This window comes from Paenibacillus sp. J2R1T-4 (genome assembly GCF_059692235.1).
This window is the reverse complement of record NZ_JCAUBA010000024.1, coordinates 92061-114412: the sequence shown is the minus strand read 5'-3', so window position 1 is coordinate 114412 and position 22352 is coordinate 92061. Positions and strand designations below refer to the sequence as shown.

The window sequence follows — 22352 nt, the reverse complement described above, 5'->3', positions numbered from 1 at the left end:
AAAACGATCCAACAGCACCCTTGGCTACATGTCACCGATGCGCTTCGAACAGGAGTACTACAGACACGTTGCCTGAGTTAGGGGGGTCTACTTTCTTGACAGAAGAGCAAACCATCGGTTCCACCCAAAAAACTTGTTATTTATAAAATCCTTCATAGTTCACTGACCGAATATCCCCATACTCAAATACCGCTCCCCTGTATCCGGTGCGATACAGAGCACACGCTTACCAGCCCCGAGGCGGCGGGCTTCCTGTAAGGCCGTCCATACTGAAGCACCTGCAGAGGGTCCAACCAGGATTCCTTCCTTCGCTGCCAGATCGCGAGTTGTCTGAATAGCATCTTCATCAGCAACTTTAATGATACGGTTATAGATCGAAGTGTTTAAGATGGGCGGCACGAATCCCGGACTCGTCCCTACCAGCTTATGCGGCCCAGGCTGACCGCCTGATAGTACGGGTGAACCAAGCGGCTCAACCACCAGAATTTCGATATTCGGCAGCAGCTCACGAAGCTTCTCTCCTGTACCAGTAATCGTGCCGCCCGTTCCTGAGGTAGCAACGAATACGTCCAGCTTTCCCTCCATCTGCTCATAAATCTCTATGGCCGTCGTATTTCTATGGATATCAGGATTCGCTGGATTCTCGAATTGCTGAGGTATGAAGCTTCCTGGAATTTGATCCCGCAATTCCTCTGCCTTGCGGATTGCCCCTGGCATCCGCTCACTAGCGGGAGTAAGTACGACTTCAGCTCCATACGCCTTAAGAATAGTAATTCGTTCCTTGGTTGAATTGTCCGGCATCACCATGATCGCTTTATAGCCTTTAGCAGCCGCATTCATGGCAAGACCAATTCCCGTGTTGCCGCTCGTCGGTTCTATAATGGTTGCTCCTGGTTGTAATCGGCCATCCAACTCAGCTTGCGCAATCAAATTAAAAGCCGCGCGATCTTTCACGCTGCGGCTCGGATTGAAGTATTCCAGCTTCACAACAACTTCCGCGTCATCCTTGCCAACCAATCGATTAAGCCTGACTGCAGGTGTGTCCCCGATCAGCTCTGTTACATCATGCACCATTCTACGATTCATATGACCGCACCTCTCCCCTATATCCCTTGAAGTAATGCCCTCATTATATCATAGGGTTCCGCTTATTTCCTCTGTAAGGTTATCGGAATTTACCCCTTTGACTTAAGGGTGAGCTGATTCCTCATAAACCACCAAGCGAACAGGGGCGAGCTGCCAATACCAAGCAATAACCAGTTTAGAGCCTGTGGTGAGGAAGGGGCAAGCGATATGACCAAAATGAACACTAAGGTACCTGACATTCTGCCTAAATTCAAGCCTGTTTCCCGCAATACCACATACTCCACTCGCTGACTTGCGCTCTTTTCATCACGGCCAATAATATCAAACACCGACGAAGTCATAGGAATGGTATACAAGGGAATAAACAAAGCTATTCCAATACCAAATATTAGCAAAACAGTATAGTTAACAGACCAGAAAAATGGGATAATGACGACAATCATCATCGTGACCCCGAGCAACATACTCCATTTGCGCCATTTCGGCTTCAGAAACCGGCCAACAACCATAAAACTGACAAGCGCGACAGCCGATGTAATCAAAGAGAAATTGCCAATATCCATCTCATTCTGAGTGGCCATATAAATCATCAAACCAATAATGAAACCAAACACACCCTCCCTTACACCTTGTGCAACAAGAGCAGCAAATACTTTGCGCCAAGGTCCTTCCTTTTGTCGGAGCGCACGGTAGGTTAACAGCCATTCATAAGTCCCCTCAACCTTACGTTTCTTAAGAAAAAAGCTTGTCACTACGCCTAACACAAAAACGCCCAAGGAAACTGCAAAGATCCATCGGTAGCCGACCGAACCAGGTAGGCGAGTAATGACGAATCCCGATATCCACGGGGCAATCATTCCCGCTCCGGAACCCAATAAGCCTGCCACACCATTGAATCGGTCTCGATTATTGGCATCCGTAATTTCGAAATACACCACATTAAAGGCTAACCAGAACAAGCCTGATGATAGCCCTTGTAAAGAGCCTAGCAGCACAATCCAATCTGCTGCTGCCCTTTCTAGAAACAGGACTAGCAAGTAGAATACTGCAGATAACGCTACTCCAAGCCGTAAGGTTATCATTTTGTTGCCTTCCTTAACCCACTTGCCAGCAAAAAAGAACGTAATCGCCATTGCGATCTGGTGCGTGAAGGCGAACCAACCAATTAGTACAAAATCATTCTTAACCTTCCAAATATAAACATTAACAAATGTACCTGACAAAGCATTTGCGGCTCCGTATAGCCCAATCACGAAAAGTAATAACCATGCCTGCTTGTTCAAACGAGGTTTAGCTTTGGACTTACCTTGCTTCTCTTGTCCTTCGTTTTGCCGGAAGTCGCTCTGGCCATTGTGCTCGTCGCGGTCACGAGCCGTCCATTGGGGAAAGAGCCGTTCTTTCGTGTGCATGAAGATCACCTATGTTCTATATGAATTGCCACGAGGACTTCTAATAACGTTCCCTACTCTTCCCGAAACATGCCTCCGAATTATTTCCATCTCCCCAGACAGAAGAAAAAAAGCGTTGGATGCTAGGCCCCAACGCCTTTCCTAAGGTGTTTAGTTAATAAATTTCAAGACTTGCAGGAACCGTTTCAGCATAACCGCAGCTTGTGCGCGTGTCGCGTTATCGGAAGGAACGAATGTATCCGCAGACATGCCTTGAATAATACCCGCCTGAACCGCTTGTGCGACCGCAGTCAGTGCCCAACTATTGATCGAGCCGCGATCAGCGAAGACGCTCAGTATTTGCGTTTGCTTGCTGCCGATATCGATCGAGTGACCGGCTGCTTTGACAGCTCTTGCGATCATGACGGCCATTTGCTCGCGAGAGATATTAGCGTGCGGACGGAACGAACCGTCTTCCATCCCTTCCACGATACCGGCTTTAGCTGCCGTTCCGATCGCCCCTGCAAACCATTGATCCTCTGTGACATCATTAAACTTAGTTCCCGATTTGTCTTCCTTCAGACCAAGCGACCTTACAAGCAGCGCCGCGAACTCTGCACGGGTAATGCTGTTGTCTGGACCAAAGGACGTATCGCTTTGGCCTTGGATAATCAGCTTCGATGCTAAAAGCTCAATATCCGCAAGTGCCCAGTGCTTCGTGATATCCTGAAATGATTTCTTCGACTGTACGATCGTGTACACACTGTTGGAGTTCCTCTTGATCGATACGATCGTTTGCCCATTTACCGTTATAAACTCAGCAGGAACGAATGCCATATCACCTGTCACTGGATCATAGACGACTGCAGTATATTCTGAGCCGTTCACGGTCTGCGTAAGTACAAGTGTTCGAGTCACATAGGTTGTGCCAAAATTGTTTACTTCAGTCTGTTTACCGCCTGCTTCTACAGTAATAGTGAACTCAATCGGTGTGCCGACGATTTGCAGTCCGGATTCCTGTGCCTTTTGCTGGATCGACTGAGCCTTGGTTCCCGATACTTTTGCCATCGTCACATTTACCTTCACGTCCGCAGCAGACCTGCCCAGTTCTTTGGCGATTGCATCGTTGATTAATCCGACAGGAAGGCTGTAGCTAGCCGCGCCAGATTTGATGACAACCACCGCATCAGGAGTTGTATTAGCTGCATTAATGATAGAATCACCTGGCAGAACCACTTTTACTACAGGGTCATTTCCTTTCACTTCTACTGTAACGACCTGCGCGTTCTGGTCCTTGTTTACAAGTAATCCGAATGCTTCGCCAAGCTTCTCTGCATCCAAGTCTACTTTAGTAACATTTTGACCGTCAGGGGTTGTTTCCTGAGTTACTTTTGCGGCGCCATCGCCTAGTGTTACGCCGTTCTCGCCATCTTGAATATCATTGTTGGTCGGTACGGAAGAAATCGGAGCAGTGATGCCTGAAGACGGAGCAGTTATTGTCTGATTCACTGCTGCATCCGTATAGTTAGCTGCTTTTACAGTTATTGTGTATGACTTCGCAGTTGGAAAAGCACTGCCTGCTATTGTGAGCTTGCCAGCTCCTAAGCTGTATACCGCGCTTGTTACACTTTGACCATCTACCAGAATACCTGTTATTGCTCCACGCCACGTTGTGTCATCGGTGAAAGTTATATCTACAGACGCGTTAACTATATTCGAGGTCGTATCAGCCGTAAGTGTTGGTGGTATTCTAAGAGCGATAACTTGATTAATAGATGCGTCCGTGAAGTCAGTTGCTTTTATCGTAATGGAGTATGTCTTCACAGACGGGAATACATGGCCTGCTAATGTGATTTTCCCAGCTGCTATGCTGTACACCGCATTCGTTACGCTCTGGCCGTCTACGAGAATGTCGGTGATCGCCCCGCGCCATGCTGCATCATCGGAGAAGGTAAGGTCGATGTCCGAGCCGAGTGAATTGACGGTTGTATCAGCGGTCAGTGAAGGCGGTGTAGATTTAGAGAGTGTTATTTCTTCGACTGAATTCAAGAAGTACCTGCCTGCACTTACTCCGTAATCAATAGTTGCTTGAATCGCAGAAGCTGAATAGGTCGCTGAACTTACCGTTCCTTTGAGATTCCCGTTTGATGCAGTGATCGTATAAGATCCGAAGTCGAGGGGAACGTCGAAATAATAATGCACTCGGTCCGTCGCATATTCATTCTGACTTATATTTTTGCTTGTCACTCCATATCTTCCTACAGCCGTACTGCCATCCATTCCGTAGACAGCGCTGATGACGGTCCCGCTCGAGTTGCCTATGCTTACCACTGAACCCTCTTTGGCCGCTCCATTCAATAATACATCGCCGAAGATATGGTAGCCTGTCACCGGCAGCTCCGTAATGGTAATCAGTGCTGTTGTTATTTTACCGCCATATATAGCTGACAGGCCGGTGGTGCCCCCCTTTAATCCGGTAATAACTCCCGTATGAGGATCAACCGAAATGTATTGATTGTCGTAAGAAAAGTGAGCGCCAGAAGTTATATCTATAGACGGACTTCCTGAATATGTGGCCTGCACTACGGACTGAATCATTTGGCCAACCGTAACCGAGTACTGGCTTTGCGTGAACTTAATGCCTGTCAGAGTACCGCAGGGATCACCGACAATGTTGTAAACAAGCTCGGAGATGGCTTCATCCCCGTTATAGTTCATGTAAGAGACAAGCGTATTTCCGCAGGAGGTATTATAAGCGGCATTCGGGACGTATTTACTGCCAGCAGATACTAGGGAAATCTCGTTTGCCACCACTCCATTAGGATCCACGAATGTGGAACGAATGGACTCATCGGACGCTTGATTCCAGGTCACCACAAATCGGTGATTGTGAGAATCATAAACCGTTGAGTGATCCGTAACCTCCGGAGAAATGTTGGATAATGCAACCGTGATCCCTGATGACTTCAGCGTACGATCCCTAGCTTGAATCAATCTACCGTAAACCCCAGCGTTATCTTCGTGGAAATCAAGCCAAGTTACTAAAAACTGGCTGTTCTCACTGTCATAGGACACCTTCGGAACATATTGTAAATCACTGGCGGCGGAAACCTGAATTTCGCTGCCTTTGGCCGTTCCATCTTCATGTAAAGTCTGCGCAAAAATAACACCGGAAGATGCACCCCCACGTTCGTCAGACCATACTGCTAAGAATTGGCGGTTATCAGCATCATAAGCAAGAGCAGGACTAGATTGATTCAGAGCCGCGGAAGAAATAGCCATCTCATTATCCATATCTTGATATCCCCGGACCACTCTTCCATAAATGTCACTGTTATCTGAATCGATGCGATCATCTGACCAAGCTACGAGAAACTGGTGGTTCGTGCTATCGTAAGCAATAGTAGGTGAGAATTGCTCGGATGTATGTTCTGAGACTACGAAATTAGTGCCTACTGGTGAGCCGAATGCATCTAAATATTGCCCGTAAATATCGAAACCACTAATATCGTATTTCCTTGTATCAACCCAGACAACCAGATAGGTCTGATCCTCTTTGTCGTAAGCAACAACTGGAATGCCCTGATCACCCATAGCATCGGATATTGCGAACTCAGGACCAGAAGGAGTACCATCATGAAGCAAAAATTGACCGTACACATCTGGATCCCAATCTTTCGATAATTTACTGTATACGGAAAGATAACGATTGTGGTCAGCATCATAAGCTACCTTTGGGTAATGATAAGCGGGAATAACAGTTACATCGCTGACTGTAGCGATTAGCTGTTCCTGTATAGTAACCGTTATATCCGTACTCCCCGTACTTTCAGCATATAAAGTAGCTCCATTAACGGAAACAATGGTGTCATCTGCTGATTCAACTACGGTTGAAGCAGCATTATTCACAGCGCGAATCGTTCCATCTGAATACTTTACATCCAGCGGCAATTCGTAAGAATAACTTACCATTAACTGGATGTTATTGGGCACTTCAGATGAAAGTTCAACGATCGTAGCTGCAGGATCAACGATTAATTGGGTCTTAAGTTGCGAAGACGCCTCGTATACGATCAATAAATTGCTATTGCCGGAATTAGAAGCTACAGAAGGCAAAATTTCCTCTTCAGCTCCAGCCGTGACTATAAAGGAATGCTCAGCCAGTGAACCATTGGAATGAATAATCATGCCGTAAATATCTTCATTAGTGTAGTCTTCCCATACAGCCACGAATCGGTTAAATGATTCATCATAGATTAAATCCGCTAAGTCGAGGTCCCCTGAACTATTGGTAATTTGGATAGGATTGTCAGTGGATCCATTTACCGTACCGTCTGCATGAACCAACTGTCCTGCAATCTCAGTACCCAGGACTCTATCTGTATCCCAAGCGATCAGAAACGTTCCGGTTGAGCTGTTGGCAGCCACTGAAGGTCTATGCTTAATATCTTCACCCGCACTAATTTCTATTTGAGTACCCGTTAAAATCTTGTCAGTTCCACTTACCATTTGACCGATTATGTTAACATCTTCTCTCCATACAACAAGAAACTGCTTATTCCGACTGTTGTAAGCGAGGTCGGGAGATTGAGCGTTAATTCCAGTTGTCAGTTCAATTAATTCATCATTTATTCCCTCATTAGAAACAAATCTTCCGTGAACATCGTCTTCATTCACATCGTCATTTGACCAGACCACCAAATACCGATGCTGATCGCTGTCATAGGCTGCGGAGACTGAATATCGGGAAAGCTCGTCATTAGCATCGGATAGTGTCCATACTGCTCCGGGCTCACCTTCCGCGCTAATTAATTGACCACGAATAATCTCGCCATCGCTCGTTTCCTCAATCCACACAACCAAAAACTCATTACTGAAACTGTTGTGTACTACTTTGACGCTATACTTGTATCCACCGGATGCACCAATGCCGAAGGCTGCTACGTCGCTTAGGGTTCCGTCCTCCCGATACAATTGGCCCGTGATCTGATTGTTGAACCAGTCTACGCTTTCATTCGTAACGACCAAATAAGTATGACCTTCAGAATTATGAACAGCAGCGGTTTCTTGGATAGCATTTTGAGCGGCCGTTCCATAAGCTTCAACTGCTAGTTCAATACTTGTACCAGGCTCAGCAGAGGATAGTCCCAGCTCACTTAGAGGAATTTTAAATCCGTACACTTTGTGCTGATAGGTTACTTTGTCTGTATACGTAAAAAATGCTTGCCCCCATTCCTGTTGAGGCACTGAAACCTTAAACTGCTTTACCCCGAGGCTGGTATTAATATTTATTTTCGCGTAATCTTTATCACCGTCCATCGTATTATCGGGAGTGAAATCGATGATCGCATATAAATATTCCGCATCATTCGCAACCCAGCCATACGTGTAGCCATCCGGATGACCTGAAGCAGGCTTGGTTAATTCTTTGAACAAAGGTTGCCGTGCGTATAGTTGCTCAAATTTACCGTTAATTGCTACACTCACCTGCTCTGAATTAAGCTTATATGTATAGAAGCGAGAGCTATGGTCTGTGCGTTTCTGTTTCTCCCTAGCCGGGAAATGAAAAGGAGTTGTGCTAATTATTTCCGCTTCAATTCGCCCAGTCAGAGACAGTCGGTTATTGGAACCCGCTGTTGAGAATGTGAACTCCATCCCGTCTTCGTCGATCGGGAGCACATCCAAGTCTTTGTTGGAGAGCTTACGCAGCGCAGCTTCACTTTCTTCTGAAATTATGGAAACTGGCGGTTTCTCTCCCAGTAAGACGGAATCAAGGTAGGCAGCACCGCCGCCTTGTTTTACTATTTTGACATCTACTGTTCTATCGACCGGGAATATGGCTTTCAGCCTTGCAGTATAGTCCTTCAGAAATTCATCGGCAGGAATTGTGTCTACTTCTGACCAATCCGCTCCTGCTTTCGTGTAAATGATAAAATTGCCATTAGACGAAGATTTGCGACTAGTACCAAAGTCCTGAAGTTTTGACGGTAACCCCAGCGCTTTTGAACTTCCGGCCGGGTTCGGCTCCCTTCCATAAGCATGGAACGGAGATAACATGCTGATCAAGAGTGTGAGTATTAAGATCAAACTGTTGTACTTCTTTCTGCTCCGCGTAAACAATTAAACTCCTCCTTATTTAGGCATAATTTCTTATATCTTTGAGGAGTATAGCGAATCGATCTTACAAAGGTCTTACAAATTGTGTTTGTAAACACGGCTTCATTACATCTAAAGAAGTAGGAGAAACCAATTCCAATCGCGAGTAGGCATGGGGTATACACCAATTGATTCAACAAAAAACCGCCAAATCGCTTAGCGACTGGCGGTTCCAATTTCCAGACTGGATCAGAAAACTAACTTTCTTCCTCTGCTTGCTGGCTTAATTGCTTCACAAATTCAACTCTTGCCGGATCTGTAAGCTTCGTCTCCACTCGGAAACATGTAGGACATAAGAAAGCGTCCAGATGAATCTTTCCGCCCAACAACGGCCGTTTCCATTCCGCCATCGAGATGGGCTGCTTCACAATGTCACTTGGCGCAAGCTGACCTATATGTATCATCTCTTGGCCGCATGTCACACAATCCGCAAGCACTTCCTGACGATCAAGCAATTGCCGCGACGCGACCTCGTAAGCTGACATGGCATACAAATCATCATCTAATGACGCATCTGAAAGGCCAGATCCTGTAAGTTCATGCGCTTGTACATGCTCAGCTACCCCCGACTGATCGCCGTCATCGTCGAACAGGGACACGCTGCGATAATCGCTGAGCTCATTAAGGCAGTGGGGACATTGTTCCTCTGGTCCCAAATCTTCATCCCAAGCGATTTCGGTTTGGCACCAAGGACAAATCGTGGTTTGTTGATCGCTCATGCCTCAAGCCCTCCAATTATCCATTTATTACAGTAAATAATACACGCCTATTGCAAAAAACACAAAAGCGAGAAAAAACAAGATGCCCCACAAATATTTCATATTAAATCACACTCGCTCCAATTACGTAAGATATGGACACCGAAAGGAGTAACGACAACAAACCTACCGCCCGGTTATCCTTCTCAATTTCTTGATCGATCTTGAACACTGGTGTCAGGAATTCAAATATAAAATACGTCACAAGCAACAATACAAAACCAAAGCTTGCCCAAATCAAGGAGTGAAGAATCGTATCATTGTTCAAAATGGCAAACCGGAAAATATTACAAATCCCGAAGATTTTCCCGCCCAACGCCATAGCAACCGATACGTTTCCTTTTTTAATTTCGGCCCAGTCATTGTAACGGGTTACAAATTCAAATATAGCTAAAAAAACAATCAGTGCCAGGATTGCTACAGAGAAAAAAGCTAGTGTTTCTAAATACGGGTTCGCCATTAATACATCCACTTCCTCAACCATCGAAATCAGCCGTCCCTTCTCAAATGGCTGAAGAGACTAGGAAAGCTTAGCTTCCAAAGTCTCTTGAACACCATTATACCATATTCGGTTCGATGTTAGATTTTGTTCTTCTCTGCCAGCTTGGCGCGAAGAGCCGCCATCTCATCTTCCACTCCGCCGGTCTTATCCAGTTGGCTCAACTCATCATCGAGAGAGCGGCTTGAGGCGCGGATATCATTGCTAGCTTCCGCTTCGGCTTCCAGCTGAAGCACCTTCTCACTCATACGATCGAAGCCTTTGGCCGCGTTATCCGTACCGAAGCCGGACATCGCTTGATTGATATGCTTCTGAGCTTTGGCAGCCTCAGCACGAGCAACAAGCAGATCCTTCTTGGACTTCATCTTATTGAACTCTTCCTTCATGTCGGTGAGCTGTGCACGAAGTCTATCCGCATTCGTCTTGGCGACTGCATGTTGATTCTTGAACTCATCCAGACGGGCTTGATGCTCTTTCTTATCCTGCAGAGCACGGCGGGCCAGATCTTCATTTCCTTGCTCCAAAGCTTTCAAGGCCTGCTCTTCACGGCGAGATACCAAGTCTTGTGCTTCTTCAGTCTGCTGCTTGAATTTTTTCTCAATCGCGATTTGCTTCGCTACAGCCGCTTCCGCTTCCAGAATATCCTCTTCCATATCACGCAGGAATTGGTTCAGCATCTTGACCGGGTCTTCGGATTTGTCCAGCATGTCGTTAATTGAAGCCATTGTCAAATCACGCAATCTCTTGAAAATTCCCATTGTTTGTTTCCTCCCGCATATTTGTGGTTTATGATTCATTTCGTGAGTCTGAGTAAGTCTTGTAAGTGACCTGGTTTTTCAACGCGCGTCGTTGTTTCGGTTACATCCATTTCATACGCAAAATGCGTTCATCGGTTTCAAATGAAGTTGAAAATTTACAAACTTGCCCTATTCCAGCTCAACTACAGTTACCCCGATACCACCTTCACCGTAATTCCCAAGACGGAAACTTTTCACATGTTTATGTTTGCGGAAATATTCCGTTAGCCCCGTGCGCAGGACGCCTGTTCCCTTGCCATGAATAATAAAAACTTGTCCTAAGTTATTCAAAAAGCTTTCATCCAGAAAGCGGTCTGTTTCTACAATGGCTTCTTCTAGATTAGAACCTCGAAGATCAAGCTCAGTACGAATATTGTCATCCCGTGTGCGCTTCACGGTTGCAGTAACTTGCTGTACCTGCTTCACAGGCGCAGCCTTGATCAGCTCCAACTGATCCCGCTTTACTTTCATTTTCATAATGCCGATCTGAACCATTGCTTCCTTGTCGTTAACAATCTCCACAACATGGCCCTTTTGTCCAAGATGGATTACCTTGACCTCGTCGCCAGCCTCTACCTGCTCCGCATTCCGCTTCGCAGAGCCTTGTTTCTGCTGCTGCTTGTCGCGCAGCTCCGGCACCGCCTGATCAAGACGCCGCTTGGCGTCGATCAGCTTGTGCTCCTTCACGCTGCCGCGCTCCTCGAGCGCAAGCCGCCGCAGCTCGCGCACAACCTCCTCCGCCTCGGCTCGCGCCTTGGCGACAGCATCGCGCGCATCCTGCTCCGCGCGCGCCAAAAGCTTGTCGCGCTGCTCCCGGAATCGCTGCTGCTCCTCCTCGAGCTGCTTACGCAGCAAAGCCGCCTCCCCGCGCAGCTGCTCGGCATTGCGGCGCTCCGCCTCCGCGGTCGCTCGATTCGCCTCCAGCGAGGCGATCATCGACTCCACGCGCAAGTCGTCTTCGCCGACATGTCCACGCGCTGTCTCGATAATACGCCGTGCCAGACCAAGCCGCTCTGCAATCGCAAAAGCATTACTTCGTCCAGGCACACCAACCAGCAGACGATAGGTGGGGCTTAACGTCTGCACGTCAAATTCCATGCTCGCATTGATGATCCCTTTACGCTCATAAGCATAAGCCTTCAGCTCGCTGTAATGCGTCGTCGCTATAATTCGGCATCCGAGACGATGAATATCCTCAAGCAAAGCAATCGCGAGTGCAGACCCTTCGGAAGGATCCGTCCCGGCACCCAGCTCATCCAGCAGTACCAAGCTTTTCGGAGTCATATCTCTAAGAATGCTAATAATATTCGTCATGTGACTGGAGAAAGTACTCAAGTTCTGCTCAATGCTCTGCTCATCCCCAATATCGGCGAAAATGGCATCAAATACACACATTTGACTATCGTCTTCAGCCGGAATGAACAAGCCTGACATCGCCATCAAGCTAAGCAGTCCTACAGTCTTGAGGGAAACGGTTTTCCCCCCTGTATTAGGCCCTGTCACAATAATGGTGGAGAATTGATTTCCGAGCTCCAGATCTAGCGGAACGACCGATCCAGCTGATATAAGCGGATGACGGCCTTTCTTGATCTTGATAAAGCCCCGATCATTCATCATCGGGAGCGTAGCCTTCAATTCCCTGGCGAGCCCTGCCTTGGCAAAAGTGAAGTCCAGCTCGGCAATAGCTTCTACACTGTACCTAAGTTCATCCGCAAACTCCGCAACGATGGCAGTAAGCCGAAGCAGTATCTTCTCAATCTCTTGTTCTTCGCGCAGCTTGAGCTCACGCAGCTTGTTATTCAACGTAACCACTGCTTCAGGTTCAATAAACAAGGTCGCCCCAGAAGCGGATTGGTCGTGAATAATGCCGCCAAAATTACTGCGGTACTCTTGCTTGACCGGAATTACATATCGGTCGTTACGAATCGTAATCAATGAATCCTGCAGCATCTTCTGAATCGAGGAGGTGCGAATCATCTGCTCCAGCTTGTCACGTGCTCTCGATTCGCTTGTTCGAAGCTCTTGCCGCACTTTGGCAAGTTCCGGGCTCGCGCTATCCATCACATCCGCTTGGTCGTCTATGCACGCTTTAATCGCTTGATCCACTTCCGAATGATCGCCGATCCCTTCCGTCATTAATACCAGACTCGGGATTGCGTCATTCTCATGGACCGTCTGCAGGAAGCGTTTCAATCTTCGTCCGCCAAACGCTGTATTAGCAATGTCTAGAAGCTCCGTTGTGTTCAGCATTCCGCCGATCTTAGCTCTTTGTAAAGCAGGTTTGACATCGCGGATCCCTCCAAAAGGGGCACCGCCTTTCAAACGATCCACTTTCACCGACTCATCTGTAGCCTTGAGCAACCTCTTGACAGTATCGAGATCCGAGCTTGGGCTAAGCTCCTCTGCTAACGCTTTTCCAAGGGAAGTTGCTCCATGCTCTGTCAATCGACGAGTAATTTTGGCAAACTCCAATGTATGTAAAATTTTTGAATTCAAAAGTAAGAACCCCTTCCTAAACTTAACAAAAACCACTTGCATGTTGGTCTATCCGTCTATTATAGCCGATGGGGTTTGACGTTGCCATTCCCCTGTTCATGTATAACTATTTTTGCCGACATGTGGGATTAATACTTCCGATGATTTAGCAAACACTATTAACGAACGGCATGTTGCTTCTCATACAAAACCGTAGCAAATCAGGGAAGGGAGGTACCATCATGCACTTTCTTGGCCATCTTGTTCGCTTAGTCGTTGCTACAATCGTTCTAATGGTCGTCGGATGGATTGTGCCGGCTTTCAGTATCGGAGGGTTCTGGAGCGCATTCTTCTTGGCACTTGTTATCGCCGTAGTTGGGTGGATAATTGAAGGGATTTTCGGCAAACGAATTACGCCGTTCGGGCGCGGGATTGTCGGATTTCTGGCAAGTGCGGCCATTATCTGGTTCGCACAGTTCATCGTAAGCGGGGTATCCGTGTCTATAATAGGCGCAATTCTTGCCGCTCTTGTGATCGGGATTGTCGACTTGTTCATTCCAGTCAGCACCCCATTCGACTCAACCAAACGCGAGAAAAACGCGACCTAGTTAGTCGTTACAATGCGGCTCCACAGCAATGAAGCTTGGCACCTAGTGTCAAGCTTTTTGCCGTTTGATACAAAACGTTAACCAGAAATTCACAGGAATGACACTTTGTTATTTGCTTTATTATTGTATACTATTAGAGAGTAATCGTTGTATATTTTATCCATAATGGAGGGGTATTGATGAAAAAGTTAATCGTAGCAATCATGGCACTAACCGTGATCTTCGCAATCGCGGCATGCAGTAAGAAAGAAGAAACCACACCAGTATCATCACCATCTCCAACCACTGCAGCATCACCTTCAGCTAAACCAAGCACTTCGCCTACAGCGTCTGCATCACCATCATCATCAGCATCTGCAACACCAGCGTCTTCCTCAAGCAAGGAATTGAAAATTACAGCTACCAACTGGAAGTTTGATTCCGCGGAATACAAAGTGAAAGCTGGGGAAACCTATAAAGTAACGTTAACTAGCACGGATGGCGTTCATGGTGTCAAGGGTAATGGGGATTTGAAATTGGACGTTGGCGCAAACAAAACAGTTGAGTACAAATTCGAGAAAGCCGGCACATACGAAATTCAATGCAGCGTTCCTTGCGGTAATGGACATACGACTATGAAAGCTAAAATTGTCGTTGAAGCTTAAGCATTATGATAATAATTGGGCAGTCTACTTATGTAGGCTGTCCTTTTGTATTTGGAGCGGTTGGCGGGGCTCTAAAGCGGAAAAGCCGCTTTGCAGTTCGCGAAGCGGCGCTTGGCGCAGCTCTAAAGCGGAAAAGCCGCTTTGCAGTTCGCGAAGCGGCGCTTGGCGCGGCTCTAAAGCGGATAAGCCGCTTTGCAGTTCGCGAAGCGGCGCCTGGCGCGGCTCTAAAGCGGAAAAGCCGCTTTACAGATCGCGAAGCGGCGCTTGCCGGCGGTTCAAAGTTTTTGCCTATCTCCTCCTCAACCGACCGATCTCTTGATCCCATACCCAAGGACTGTCGCCAACCCAATTGGCACCGCCAAGAAAATTTGAACGATGCGCCAGTGAGTTCCCATAAGAGATGTGATCGCCTACTGAGCTAGCCTCTTCCATTCTGAGAGTGATGCTCCACTCTCGGAAGTTGGCGGGAGCAGGTGTCTGGAAGTCGGGAAAGCCGCCTCCAGCACCTTTTCGATCGATACTAACGAGTCTCTCTTCTATAGCTCTGAGTACCTGCCAAAATTCCAGGTCACCCATACCATAAATCGAAAGTCGATCAGTGACGGTTTGGAACAACTGCACCGGATTAAGCTTGTGATGATCCCTAATAACTTGGACTATCTCGGCCTCTATTCGATTAAGGTTGGTGTCAACCGAAGGAAATCGCTGCAGATGTGCGGACCAAGCAGCATGAAGCAACGGGAGAGCATTTGTGTTCGTATCAAGTAAATGCTGTACCTTCATTGGATCAGAAGATGTATAAGCCTTCCATGCTTCCGAACCAAGACGCAGTTCTTCTTCACTGACCTCGTGCCAAGTGTCGATGAGACTCAGCAATTGTTCGCTCGACAATTCTCCGAGTCCTTTGAAATTCGGCTTCCCTGGAAATGCTCCGATCCATAACAATTGCAGCTTGGAAGAAGGGAGTTTATTGTCATAAAACCAATGAAGCAAATACATAAGAATCGTAACGTCGAACAAATCATACTCAAACCAGAGAATAATCTCATCGTATGAATCTGTTTTTCGCAGGGTCGCATGTTGAGCAGTCACATTGTCTATGTATAGATTCACCGGAATACCTAGCGTACTATGCAAAAAGGATGCACGTGTATGCAAACCATTGGACAAATCCGATAAATGCTCAAAAACGGGGCCAAATGTCAAAATTTCACGCCATACGAGTATGTCACTGCCTTCAGCCAGTCTGCCGATTAGTTTCTCTCCCACTGAATCTCCATTAACTATATGCAGCTGTTTTGAGGTATTGATTGCCATCCACTCCTCTCGCATTGCCTCAGGCATCGGACCCGGCACCCCATAGCTCTTTAAGCTTCAGGGCAGCATCAGGCATATGTTCCATAATAAATGCAGCAGACTTTGATTCTACCAATACAGCTTGAACTTTTGGGGAAGGGAGTGCACTCATAACATGCACAGCGATGACAATAAGCAGAACCGCCTCCAGCAAAGCTAGAGCTGCTCCCGACCACTTATTGATCAACTTGATTCCAGGCACCTTGGTAAACAGATGGAGCACCCTGCCCAGGAAAGTCATCCCAACCTTGGTGATAACGAATAATAGTGTGAAACTGATCGCGTTATAGAGATAGACATCCAGATTCAAGCCCTCGATTATAAATGCATACTGCTCGATAGATTGAAATGCATGAAGAGGCATAATTCGGATCAACCCAGAAGCAAGTTCATCATAAAAAATAAAAGCAATCACATAAGCGACAAAAAAACCGGCGATAGAAACAAGCTGGGCGACAAGCCCCCTGTAATATCCCAGGAAGATTGCGCCCGCTATAGTGACGGCGACGATTACATCCAACAGATTGTTAGTATGCATGTGTCACCTTATTAATCATTTCCAACGATTTGTAACCATTCATTAAACTCGACTTTGAGCTTGGAATACTCAATCTCAAGCTTGCGATATTTATCTTCGAGCTCTGAATCACCTTGTGTTGCTGCCGCACTCTCCAGCTGCTGTTGTAGTTCATGCTCACGTTGCTTCGCTTGTGTTAATTGATCGCTCCATTCCTTCTCTGCTTCCTCGAAACGTTCAAGCCATTGCGACTCGGCCTGAGCAGCGGCTGCTTCCTGCCAGCTGTCTGTCTGCTGCTGCATCGCTTGCATGCGCGACTCTGCACGCTCGGATTGCAGCAGCACTTCATGCAACTGCTCCTCAGCTTGCTGCAGCTTCGATCTCCAGGACGCTTCAACCTCAGCTTGCGAAGCTTTCCATTGCTGCTCCGCCTCTCGAAGCTTCAACCTTTCGGCCGCTAAAGCTTGATCGCGCTCTGTTGTCAATCGCGCCCCTGCCTGTGCAATCGACTCCTTGTGCACGGCTTCAAGCTTGCGTATGTCCTCTTGTCGATCATGAACGTTCTTCCGTTCGCGCTGCAACTCCTCTTGCGTTCGCTGCAGTTCCAGCTTGAGCTGATCCCGTGCTTGTGACGCACGGCTCTCATACTCAGTTAGTTCAAGCTTATGAGCTTCCTGCTGAGCAACAAAGTTATCCAACAGCTTCTGCTCCTGCTCTATTGCCAGCTTACGCTTCAACTCTTGGGCATGAGTCTGCTGCTCAAGCTCCCGCTGCAATTGAGTCTTCTCCGATTCCACTTGCTGCAGCAGCTCATCACTGGTGTGCAGCAGGTCATTCTGCTCCGCGCGTGTGAGCTCTAGCTCTGCCTGGGTGGTGCGCAGCTCCTCGCGGGTTCGAGCCAGCTCCGCTTGCGAACTCGCCGTCAAGCTCTCGAGCTCCGCTCGCTTACCCCGCAGCTCCTCGCGACTTCGCTCAAGCTCGCCCTGCACGCTCGCTATTACGCTCTCGAGCTCAGCCTGCTTGCTCGCCGCTTCGCTTGCAAGCTCCTCGCGACTCCGCTCAAGCTCGCCCTGCACGCTCGCTATTACGCTCTCGAGCTCGGCCTGCTTGCTCGCCGCTTCACTTGCAAGCTCTTCGCGACTCCGCTCAAGCTCGTCCCGCACGCTCGCAATTGCACTCTCGAGCTCGGCTTGCTTGATCGCTGCCTCTTGCTCCAACTCAGCCTGCTTGCTCGCTGCCTCCTGCAGCAGCTCAGCCTGTTTGCTCGCTGACTCCCGCTCCAACTCAGCCTGCTTACTCGCCGCCTCCCGCTCCAACTCAGCCTGCTTGCTCGCTGCCTCCTGCAACAGCTCAGCCTGTTTGCTCGCTGCCTCCTGCTCTAGCTCCGCTTGTTTGCTCGCAGCGGATTGCTCGAGTTCCTCTAGCTGTCGCTTGTGCTCACTCGCTACCTGCTCGCTGATTCGCATCAGCTCGCCTTGCTCCTCGCGGCTCCGCTCTAGCTCGGCTTGCACACCATTCAAGGCTGCGCGGTTATTCGTAAGATCGGCGCGGACTCCCTGCAATTCCGCACGGCTGCGAGATAGATCGGCACGCACACGTACTGCTTCACGATCTAATTCCTCACGTTTGCGCTTGTTCTCCGCCAGCTCATGTTCTGCTGCTCTTAACAGCTCACCCTGCGATTGCTGATAGCGGCGGTGTTCCTCCTGCAGCTGCTGCAGGGCTTCCTGCTGCTCATGCAAATCATTTAATAACTGCTTCTCCCGTTCCAGGTATAGTTCATGTTGGGAATGGCTATTCTCCTGCGCTTTCTGGTTTGCTTGCTGCAGAGCAGCCAACTCTTCCGTCAAGCGCTGCTCCTGCTCGCGCCATTGTCCAGCCTGCTGCTCATGCTCCAGCTTCTCTGCCTTCGCGAGCCCCAACTGTTGCTCCCGCTCTTCTGCCAGCTTACGCTCCCGCTCCACCGCTTGAGCCAACTGTTCTTCAAGCTCAACCTGCCGGGCAGCTGACTTCTCTTCCAGCTCGGTGTAAGCCTGCTTAAGAAGCTTCGCTTCTTGTAACTCTGAGGTGACCTTGTCCATCTCGGCCTGGATCTTCAGAGCCTCATCTGCCATTGTTACTGCAGCAAGCACAGCAATCCGTGGCATATCCAGCCGGTGAGAGCTTTGGGCGATTTGATGCATCTGATCATTAACTTGTTGGGCTACTCGTCGCACATATCCAATGCTATTTGTTGTCAGGAGCTTGTAAGTGACTCCGTATATATCAACCGAAACGCGTATTTTATCGTTATTTTTCACGAGAGGCCCTACCTTTCCATTGCCGTCCCGGGTAACCGGAATCGTTCGTTCGCGAGAGGCCTGTATGAATAAAAAGACCGGTTCATCGCGTTAGAATATAACATTCGATGTGACCGGCCATATTTCCTTCCTATTTGCGAAGCTCCGCGCTGAATGTTTCTTCCAGAACCCGCACTACAGAGCCATGCAGCTCTCCAACTTCGTCATCTGTCAACGTTCTGTCCTTGTGACGGTACACTAGAGCAAAAGCGACGCTCTTTTTATCCGCACCCAGACGCTCTCCTGTATAAATATCGAACACTTCAATCGATTCCAGCAAGGCATCCGCTGTTTCTCGCACGGTTGCCACCAGATTGCCCACAGGAACCTCACGATTCACAACAATCGCCATATCTCTGCCAATGGCAGGATATTTAGGAAGTTGATCGTAAGCGATCGTGAAATCTGCATAGTCAAACAAAGGCTGCAGCTCGATTTCAAGTACGTACGTATCTTCCAAATCTTTGGCTAGCTGCAGAGCAGGATGCAGTTGACCCATGCGGCCTACCCCAATAACACCCCGATCGGATTCAATTGTAATCTCAGCCGTGCGGCCTGGATGGAAACCTTCCGGTTGTGCTGCTTTGAAGCGAATCCCTTCAATTCCCAGATGAGAAACTACCTTCTCGAATATCCCTTTGAGGGTATAGAAGTCAACGGCTGGAGCTTTACCGCCCCAATATTCTCCGCTTATTTTCCCTGTCCACAGAATACCCAGCATCAACTTCTCCTCCGGCAGAGTAGACAGTTGTTCTTCCTTGGTTATAAATACTTTTCCAATTTCAAATATGGCTACGTCGTTCGTATTCCGATTCCGATTGTAAGCAGCCGTGTCCAAAAGATGCGGAATCAGACTGGTACGCAGTGTACTCCGTTCCTCACTCATCGGCATACCTAGCTTTATAGGATGCGCCTGCGGGTACATGCCTTGGAACTGCGTAATCTGATCGGGATGGGTAAAGGAATAGGTGCTCACCTCATGCAAGCCGCTCCCTGTAAGCAACGAGCGAAGCTCACGGCGAATCTGCTGCTCGCGTGTGAGCGAGCCTGGTGTTGTTACACCCTGAATCAAGCTTGTTGGAATATTGTCATAGCCATATAAGCGAGCTACTTCTTCGATCAGGTCGACATCACGTGTAATGTCACCTCGTCTGGAAGGCACTTGGACCAGCAAAGTTTCCTCAGCTATTTCCTCATAGGTGAAATGAAGTCGATTGAAGATAACCTTCACTTCCAGCAGGGCTAGCTCCGTACCTAGATAATTGTTAATTTTGACAAGCGGCAGCTCAATCGCAACCGGCTGAGGCTCACTTGTGCGTGCTTCCACAATACCTTCGTTCACATGTCCGCTAGCGTAGCGCGCGATCAGGGAAGCGGCGCGGTTCAAGGCAGGAATGACCGCTTCCGGGTTCACTTCTTTCTCGAAACGCACGCTTGCTTCCGAGCGCAGACCGAGTTGACGCGACGTCTTCCGCACGGAGCCGCCTGCAAAACGCGCGGACTCCAGGATGAGCGTCGTTGTCTGCGGCGTCACCTCGGAATTCGCGCCGCCCATCACCCCTGCGATCGCCACCGGCTTCACGCCGTCGGTGATCAACAGATTGTGCGGCGCAAGCTCGCGATCTGAATCGTCAAGCGTGACGAGGCGCTCCCCGTCGTGCGCCAGGCGCACGTCGATCTGGCCGTTCGTCAGCTTGTCGGCATCAAAGGCGTGCAGCGGCTGCCCGTACTCCAACATCACGTAATTCGTGATGTCGACGATGTTGTTGATGGGGCGAACACCCGCCGCCATCAAGCGATTTTGCAGCCACAGCGGCGATGCGCCGATGTGGACTGCTTCTATGCGGCGTGCCGCATAGTGCGAGCACTGCTCGGCCGCGGTGATGCGGACGCTCACGTGGTCGGCTGCTCGCGTCGACGATTGGTGTAAGCCTTGTTCACTGTCAGGAAGCAACACATCGCGCCCAAGAATGGCAGCTATCTCGTAAGCTGCGCCCAGCATGCTTAAGCAATCGGAGCGATTAGGGGTTAGATCGAGCTCCAGCACCTCATCGTCAATTGCCAGAACGTCTAGAATCGATGCTCCGATCTTCGTATCCTCCGGCAGCACGAGAATGCCTTCTTGAATTTCTTTTGGCAGCAGCTTGTCGTTCAGTCCCAGTTCCTTGGCTGAACAGATCATCCCCATTGATTCAACGCCGCGCAGCTTCGCTTTCTTGATTTTGAAATCCCCCGGCAATGTTGCTCCTACTACGGCTACAGGAACTTTCTGTCCAGCTGCCACATTAGATGCGCCGCAAACGATTTGCAAATCTTCTCCTTGGCCTGCGTCAACAATACATACACTTAATTTATCCGCATCGGGATGTTTCTCCCGTGATTTGATAAATCCTACTACTACGCCTTCCACGCCTTTATTGCGATTCTCAACTACGTCAACCTCGATCCCGCTGCGTGTCAGCTTTTCCGCTAGATCAGCGGCTGTATAATCTTTCAAATCCACGTATTCTGATAGCCATTTATAGGATACTTTCATCGTATTGTCCCTCCCTTTCCAGATCGCTTATATGTGTACAAACTGCTTCAAGAACCGCAGATCATTCGTGTAAAAGTGGCGAATATCATCCACGCCGTACTTCAGCATCGCGATCCGTTCCACACCCATCCCAAATGCGAAGCCGCTATATTCCTTTGGATCATATCCAGCCATCTCCAACACTCTTGGATGGACCATACCCGACCCGAGAATCTCTAACCACCCTGTATGCTTGCAGACACGGCATCCATTGCCGCCGCACATCATGCAGGACACATCCACTTCAGCACTAGGCTCCGTGAAAGGGAAGAAACTTGGACGAAGACGAATCTGAGTCTGCTTGCCGAACATCTCTTGCACGAATTGAAGCAAGGTGCCTTTCAAATCGCTCATCCGGATGTTACGGTCAATAACTAAACCTTCTATTTGGGTAAATACGTGAGAATGGGTTGCATCATCATCATCGCGGCGATACACTCGTCCTGGACAAATAATCTTGACTGGCACTTCTCCCTGGCGCTTCTCCATCGTACGAACTTGTACTGGAGACGTATGTGTACGCATTAGCAGCTCATCCGTTACGTAGAAAGAATCCTGCATATCCCGCGCTGGATGATCCTTGGGCAAATTAAGCGCCTCGAAGTTATAATAGTCTTTCTCAACTTCCGGACCTTCCGCAACGGTGTAGCCCATGCCGAGAAATATATCTTCAATTTCCTGAATGACCTTATTCAGAGGATGCACCGCACCTAGTGCTGACGGTCGTCCAGGCAATGTGACATCAATCGTCTCCGCCAACAGACGTCCTTCTGTCTCTTGACGTTGATACTCGGCTTGCTTTGCTTCCAGTACTTCTTCGATGGCTGCGCGGACATCGTTGGCCACTTGACCAATAATCGGACGTTCCTCGGCACTCAAAGCTCCCATTCCGCGTAAAATTTCGGTAAGCGGTCCCTTTTTGCCTAAGTACTTCACGCGCAAATCGTTCAGTTGTTGGCTGCTGGATACTTGCTGCAGCTCCTGCAGCGCTTCTGCTTTTAGAGCCTGTAATCGTTCCTTCATCTTTATGCCCTCCTCCTCATATTCACACAAAAAAGAGCACCATCTCCCGGTAAGGGACGATTGTGCTCGCGGTACCACCCTTGTTAAGCGTGACGCCCGTTATTCGAACGAACGGCACTTGCTTCACTTGA

The 22352-nt window shown here is 48.5% G+C and carries 14 protein-coding genes and 1 other annotated feature (1 of these 15 only partly in view); of the genes, 2 read left to right on the top strand and 12 right to left on the bottom strand.

From position 1 onward, the window contains the following. Window positions 1-159: 159 nt before the first annotated feature. From cysK to AC58QD_RS28545, 7 genes are all read right to left on the bottom strand, one after another. Entirely contained in the window at window positions 160-1086 is a 927-nt protein-coding gene (gene cysK, locus AC58QD_RS28575; protein ID WP_497338455.1) for a cysteine synthase A, read from the bottom strand. An 89-nt stretch (window positions 1087-1175) separates the two neighbouring features. Next, window positions 1176-2495: an MFS transporter gene (locus AC58QD_RS28570; RefSeq protein WP_497338454.1), complete on the bottom strand. Its 1320-nt coding sequence runs from the start codon at window positions 2493-2495 to the stop codon at window positions 1176-1178. Between the two features lie 150 nt (window positions 2496-2645). Then, on the bottom strand, window positions 2646-8594 hold the full coding sequence (locus tag AC58QD_RS28565; protein ID WP_497338453.1) for a hemoblobin-interacting domain-containing protein: 5949 nt from the start codon (window positions 8592-8594) through the stop codon (window positions 2646-2648). Between the two features lie 233 nt (window positions 8595-8827). After that, window positions 8828-9349 carry a hypothetical protein gene (locus tag AC58QD_RS28560; RefSeq protein ID WP_497338452.1) on the bottom strand — a complete coding sequence of 174 codons (522 nt, stop codon included), beginning with the start codon at window positions 9347-9349 and terminating at the stop codon, window positions 8828-8830. A gap of 103 nt (window positions 9350-9452) precedes the next feature. Beyond that, complete coding sequence (locus AC58QD_RS28555; protein ID WP_497338451.1) at window positions 9453-9872, bottom strand: DUF350 domain-containing protein; 420 nt, start codon at window positions 9870-9872, stop codon at window positions 9453-9455. A gap of 95 nt (window positions 9873-9967) precedes the next feature. Then, on the bottom strand, window positions 9968-10645 hold the full coding sequence (locus AC58QD_RS28550; protein ID WP_497338450.1) for a PspA/IM30 family protein: 678 nt from the start codon (window positions 10643-10645) through the stop codon (window positions 9968-9970). A gap of 168 nt (window positions 10646-10813) precedes the next feature. Then, complete coding sequence (locus tag AC58QD_RS28545) at window positions 10814-13180, bottom strand: endonuclease MutS2 (RefSeq protein ID WP_497338449.1); 2367 nt, start codon at window positions 13178-13180, stop codon at window positions 10814-10816. A gap of 221 nt (window positions 13181-13401) precedes the next feature. Here AC58QD_RS28545 and AC58QD_RS28540 point away from each other — a divergent pair, with 221 nt between their 5' ends. Continuing rightward, window positions 13402-13767: a phage holin family protein gene (locus AC58QD_RS28540; protein WP_497338448.1), complete on the top strand. Its 366-nt coding sequence runs from the start codon at window positions 13402-13404 to the stop codon at window positions 13765-13767. Window positions 13768-13946: 179 nt separating this feature from the next. Further along, window positions 13947-14411, top strand: a complete 465-nt coding sequence (locus tag AC58QD_RS28535) for a cupredoxin domain-containing protein (RefSeq protein ID WP_497338447.1) — start codon at window positions 13947-13949, stop codon at window positions 14409-14411. Window positions 14412-14699: 288 nt separating this feature from the next. On the opposite strand, the gene AC58QD_RS28530 is transcribed toward AC58QD_RS28535, so the two are convergent. The 5 genes from AC58QD_RS28530 to pheS form a co-directional block, all read right to left on the bottom strand. Continuing rightward, window positions 14700-15755: a DUF1835 domain-containing protein gene (locus tag AC58QD_RS28530; RefSeq protein WP_497338446.1), complete on the bottom strand. Its 1056-nt coding sequence runs from the start codon at window positions 15753-15755 to the stop codon at window positions 14700-14702. Continuing rightward, window positions 15748-16305 (bottom strand): CvpA family protein, encoded by a 558-nt coding sequence (locus tag AC58QD_RS28525; RefSeq protein WP_497338445.1) that lies wholly within the window; start codon window positions 16303-16305, stop codon window positions 15748-15750. Before AC58QD_RS28525 ends, AC58QD_RS28530 begins: the two co-directional genes overlap by 8 nt. An 11-nt stretch (window positions 16306-16316) precedes the next feature. Further along, on the bottom strand, window positions 16317-18584 hold the full coding sequence (locus AC58QD_RS28520) for a hypothetical protein (RefSeq protein WP_497338444.1): 2268 nt from the start codon (window positions 18582-18584) through the stop codon (window positions 16317-16319). Window positions 18585-18714: 130 nt separating this feature from the next. Continuing rightward, a complete protein-coding gene (gene pheT, locus AC58QD_RS28515) occupies window positions 18715-21159 on the bottom strand; it encodes a phenylalanine--tRNA ligase subunit beta (protein WP_497338443.1) in 2445 nt (814 codons plus the stop codon). 27 nt (window positions 21160-21186) lie between these two features. Then, window positions 21187-22221 (bottom strand): phenylalanine--tRNA ligase subunit alpha, encoded by a 1035-nt coding sequence (gene pheS / locus AC58QD_RS28510; protein ID WP_497338442.1) that lies wholly within the window; start codon window positions 22219-22221, stop codon window positions 21187-21189. Window positions 22222-22270: 49 nt separating this feature from the next. Then, window positions 22271-22352 (bottom strand) — a binding site (T-box leader) (it continues 173 nt past the right edge of the window).

Coding starts and splice junctions, on each gene's coding strand:
- AC58QD_RS28540 (WP_497338448.1), top strand. CDS start 13,402: ATGCACTTTCTTGGCCATCTTGTTCGCTTAGTCGTTGCTACAATCGTT.
- AC58QD_RS28555 (WP_497338451.1), bottom strand. CDS start 9,872: ATGGTTGAGGAAGTGGATGTATTAATGGCGAACCCGTATTTAGAAACA.
- AC58QD_RS28530 (WP_497338446.1), bottom strand. CDS start 15,755: ATGCCTGAGGCAATGCGAGAGGAGTGGATGGCAATCAATACCTCAAAA.
- AC58QD_RS28560 (WP_497338452.1), bottom strand. CDS start 9,349: ATGAGCGATCAACAAACCACGATTTGTCCTTGGTGCCAAACCGAAATC.
- AC58QD_RS28535 (WP_497338447.1), top strand. CDS start 13,947: ATGAAAAAGTTAATCGTAGCAATCATGGCACTAACCGTGATCTTCGCA.
- pheT (WP_497338443.1), bottom strand. CDS start 21,159: ATGAAAGTATCCTATAAATGGCTATCAGAATACGTGGATTTGAAAGAT.
- AC58QD_RS28570 (WP_497338454.1), bottom strand. CDS start 2,495: ATGCACACGAAAGAACGGCTCTTTCCCCAATGGACGGCTCGTGACCGC.
- AC58QD_RS28550 (WP_497338450.1), bottom strand. CDS start 10,645: ATGGGAATTTTCAAGAGATTGCGTGATTTGACAATGGCTTCAATTAAC.
- AC58QD_RS28525 (WP_497338445.1), bottom strand. CDS start 16,305: ATGCATACTAACAATCTGTTGGATGTAATCGTCGCCGTCACTATAGCG.
- cysK (WP_497338455.1), bottom strand. CDS start 1,086: ATGAATCGTAGAATGGTGCATGATGTAACAGAGCTGATCGGGGACACA.
- pheS (WP_497338442.1), bottom strand. CDS start 22,221: ATGAAGGAACGATTACAGGCTCTAAAAGCAGAAGCGCTGCAGGAGCTG.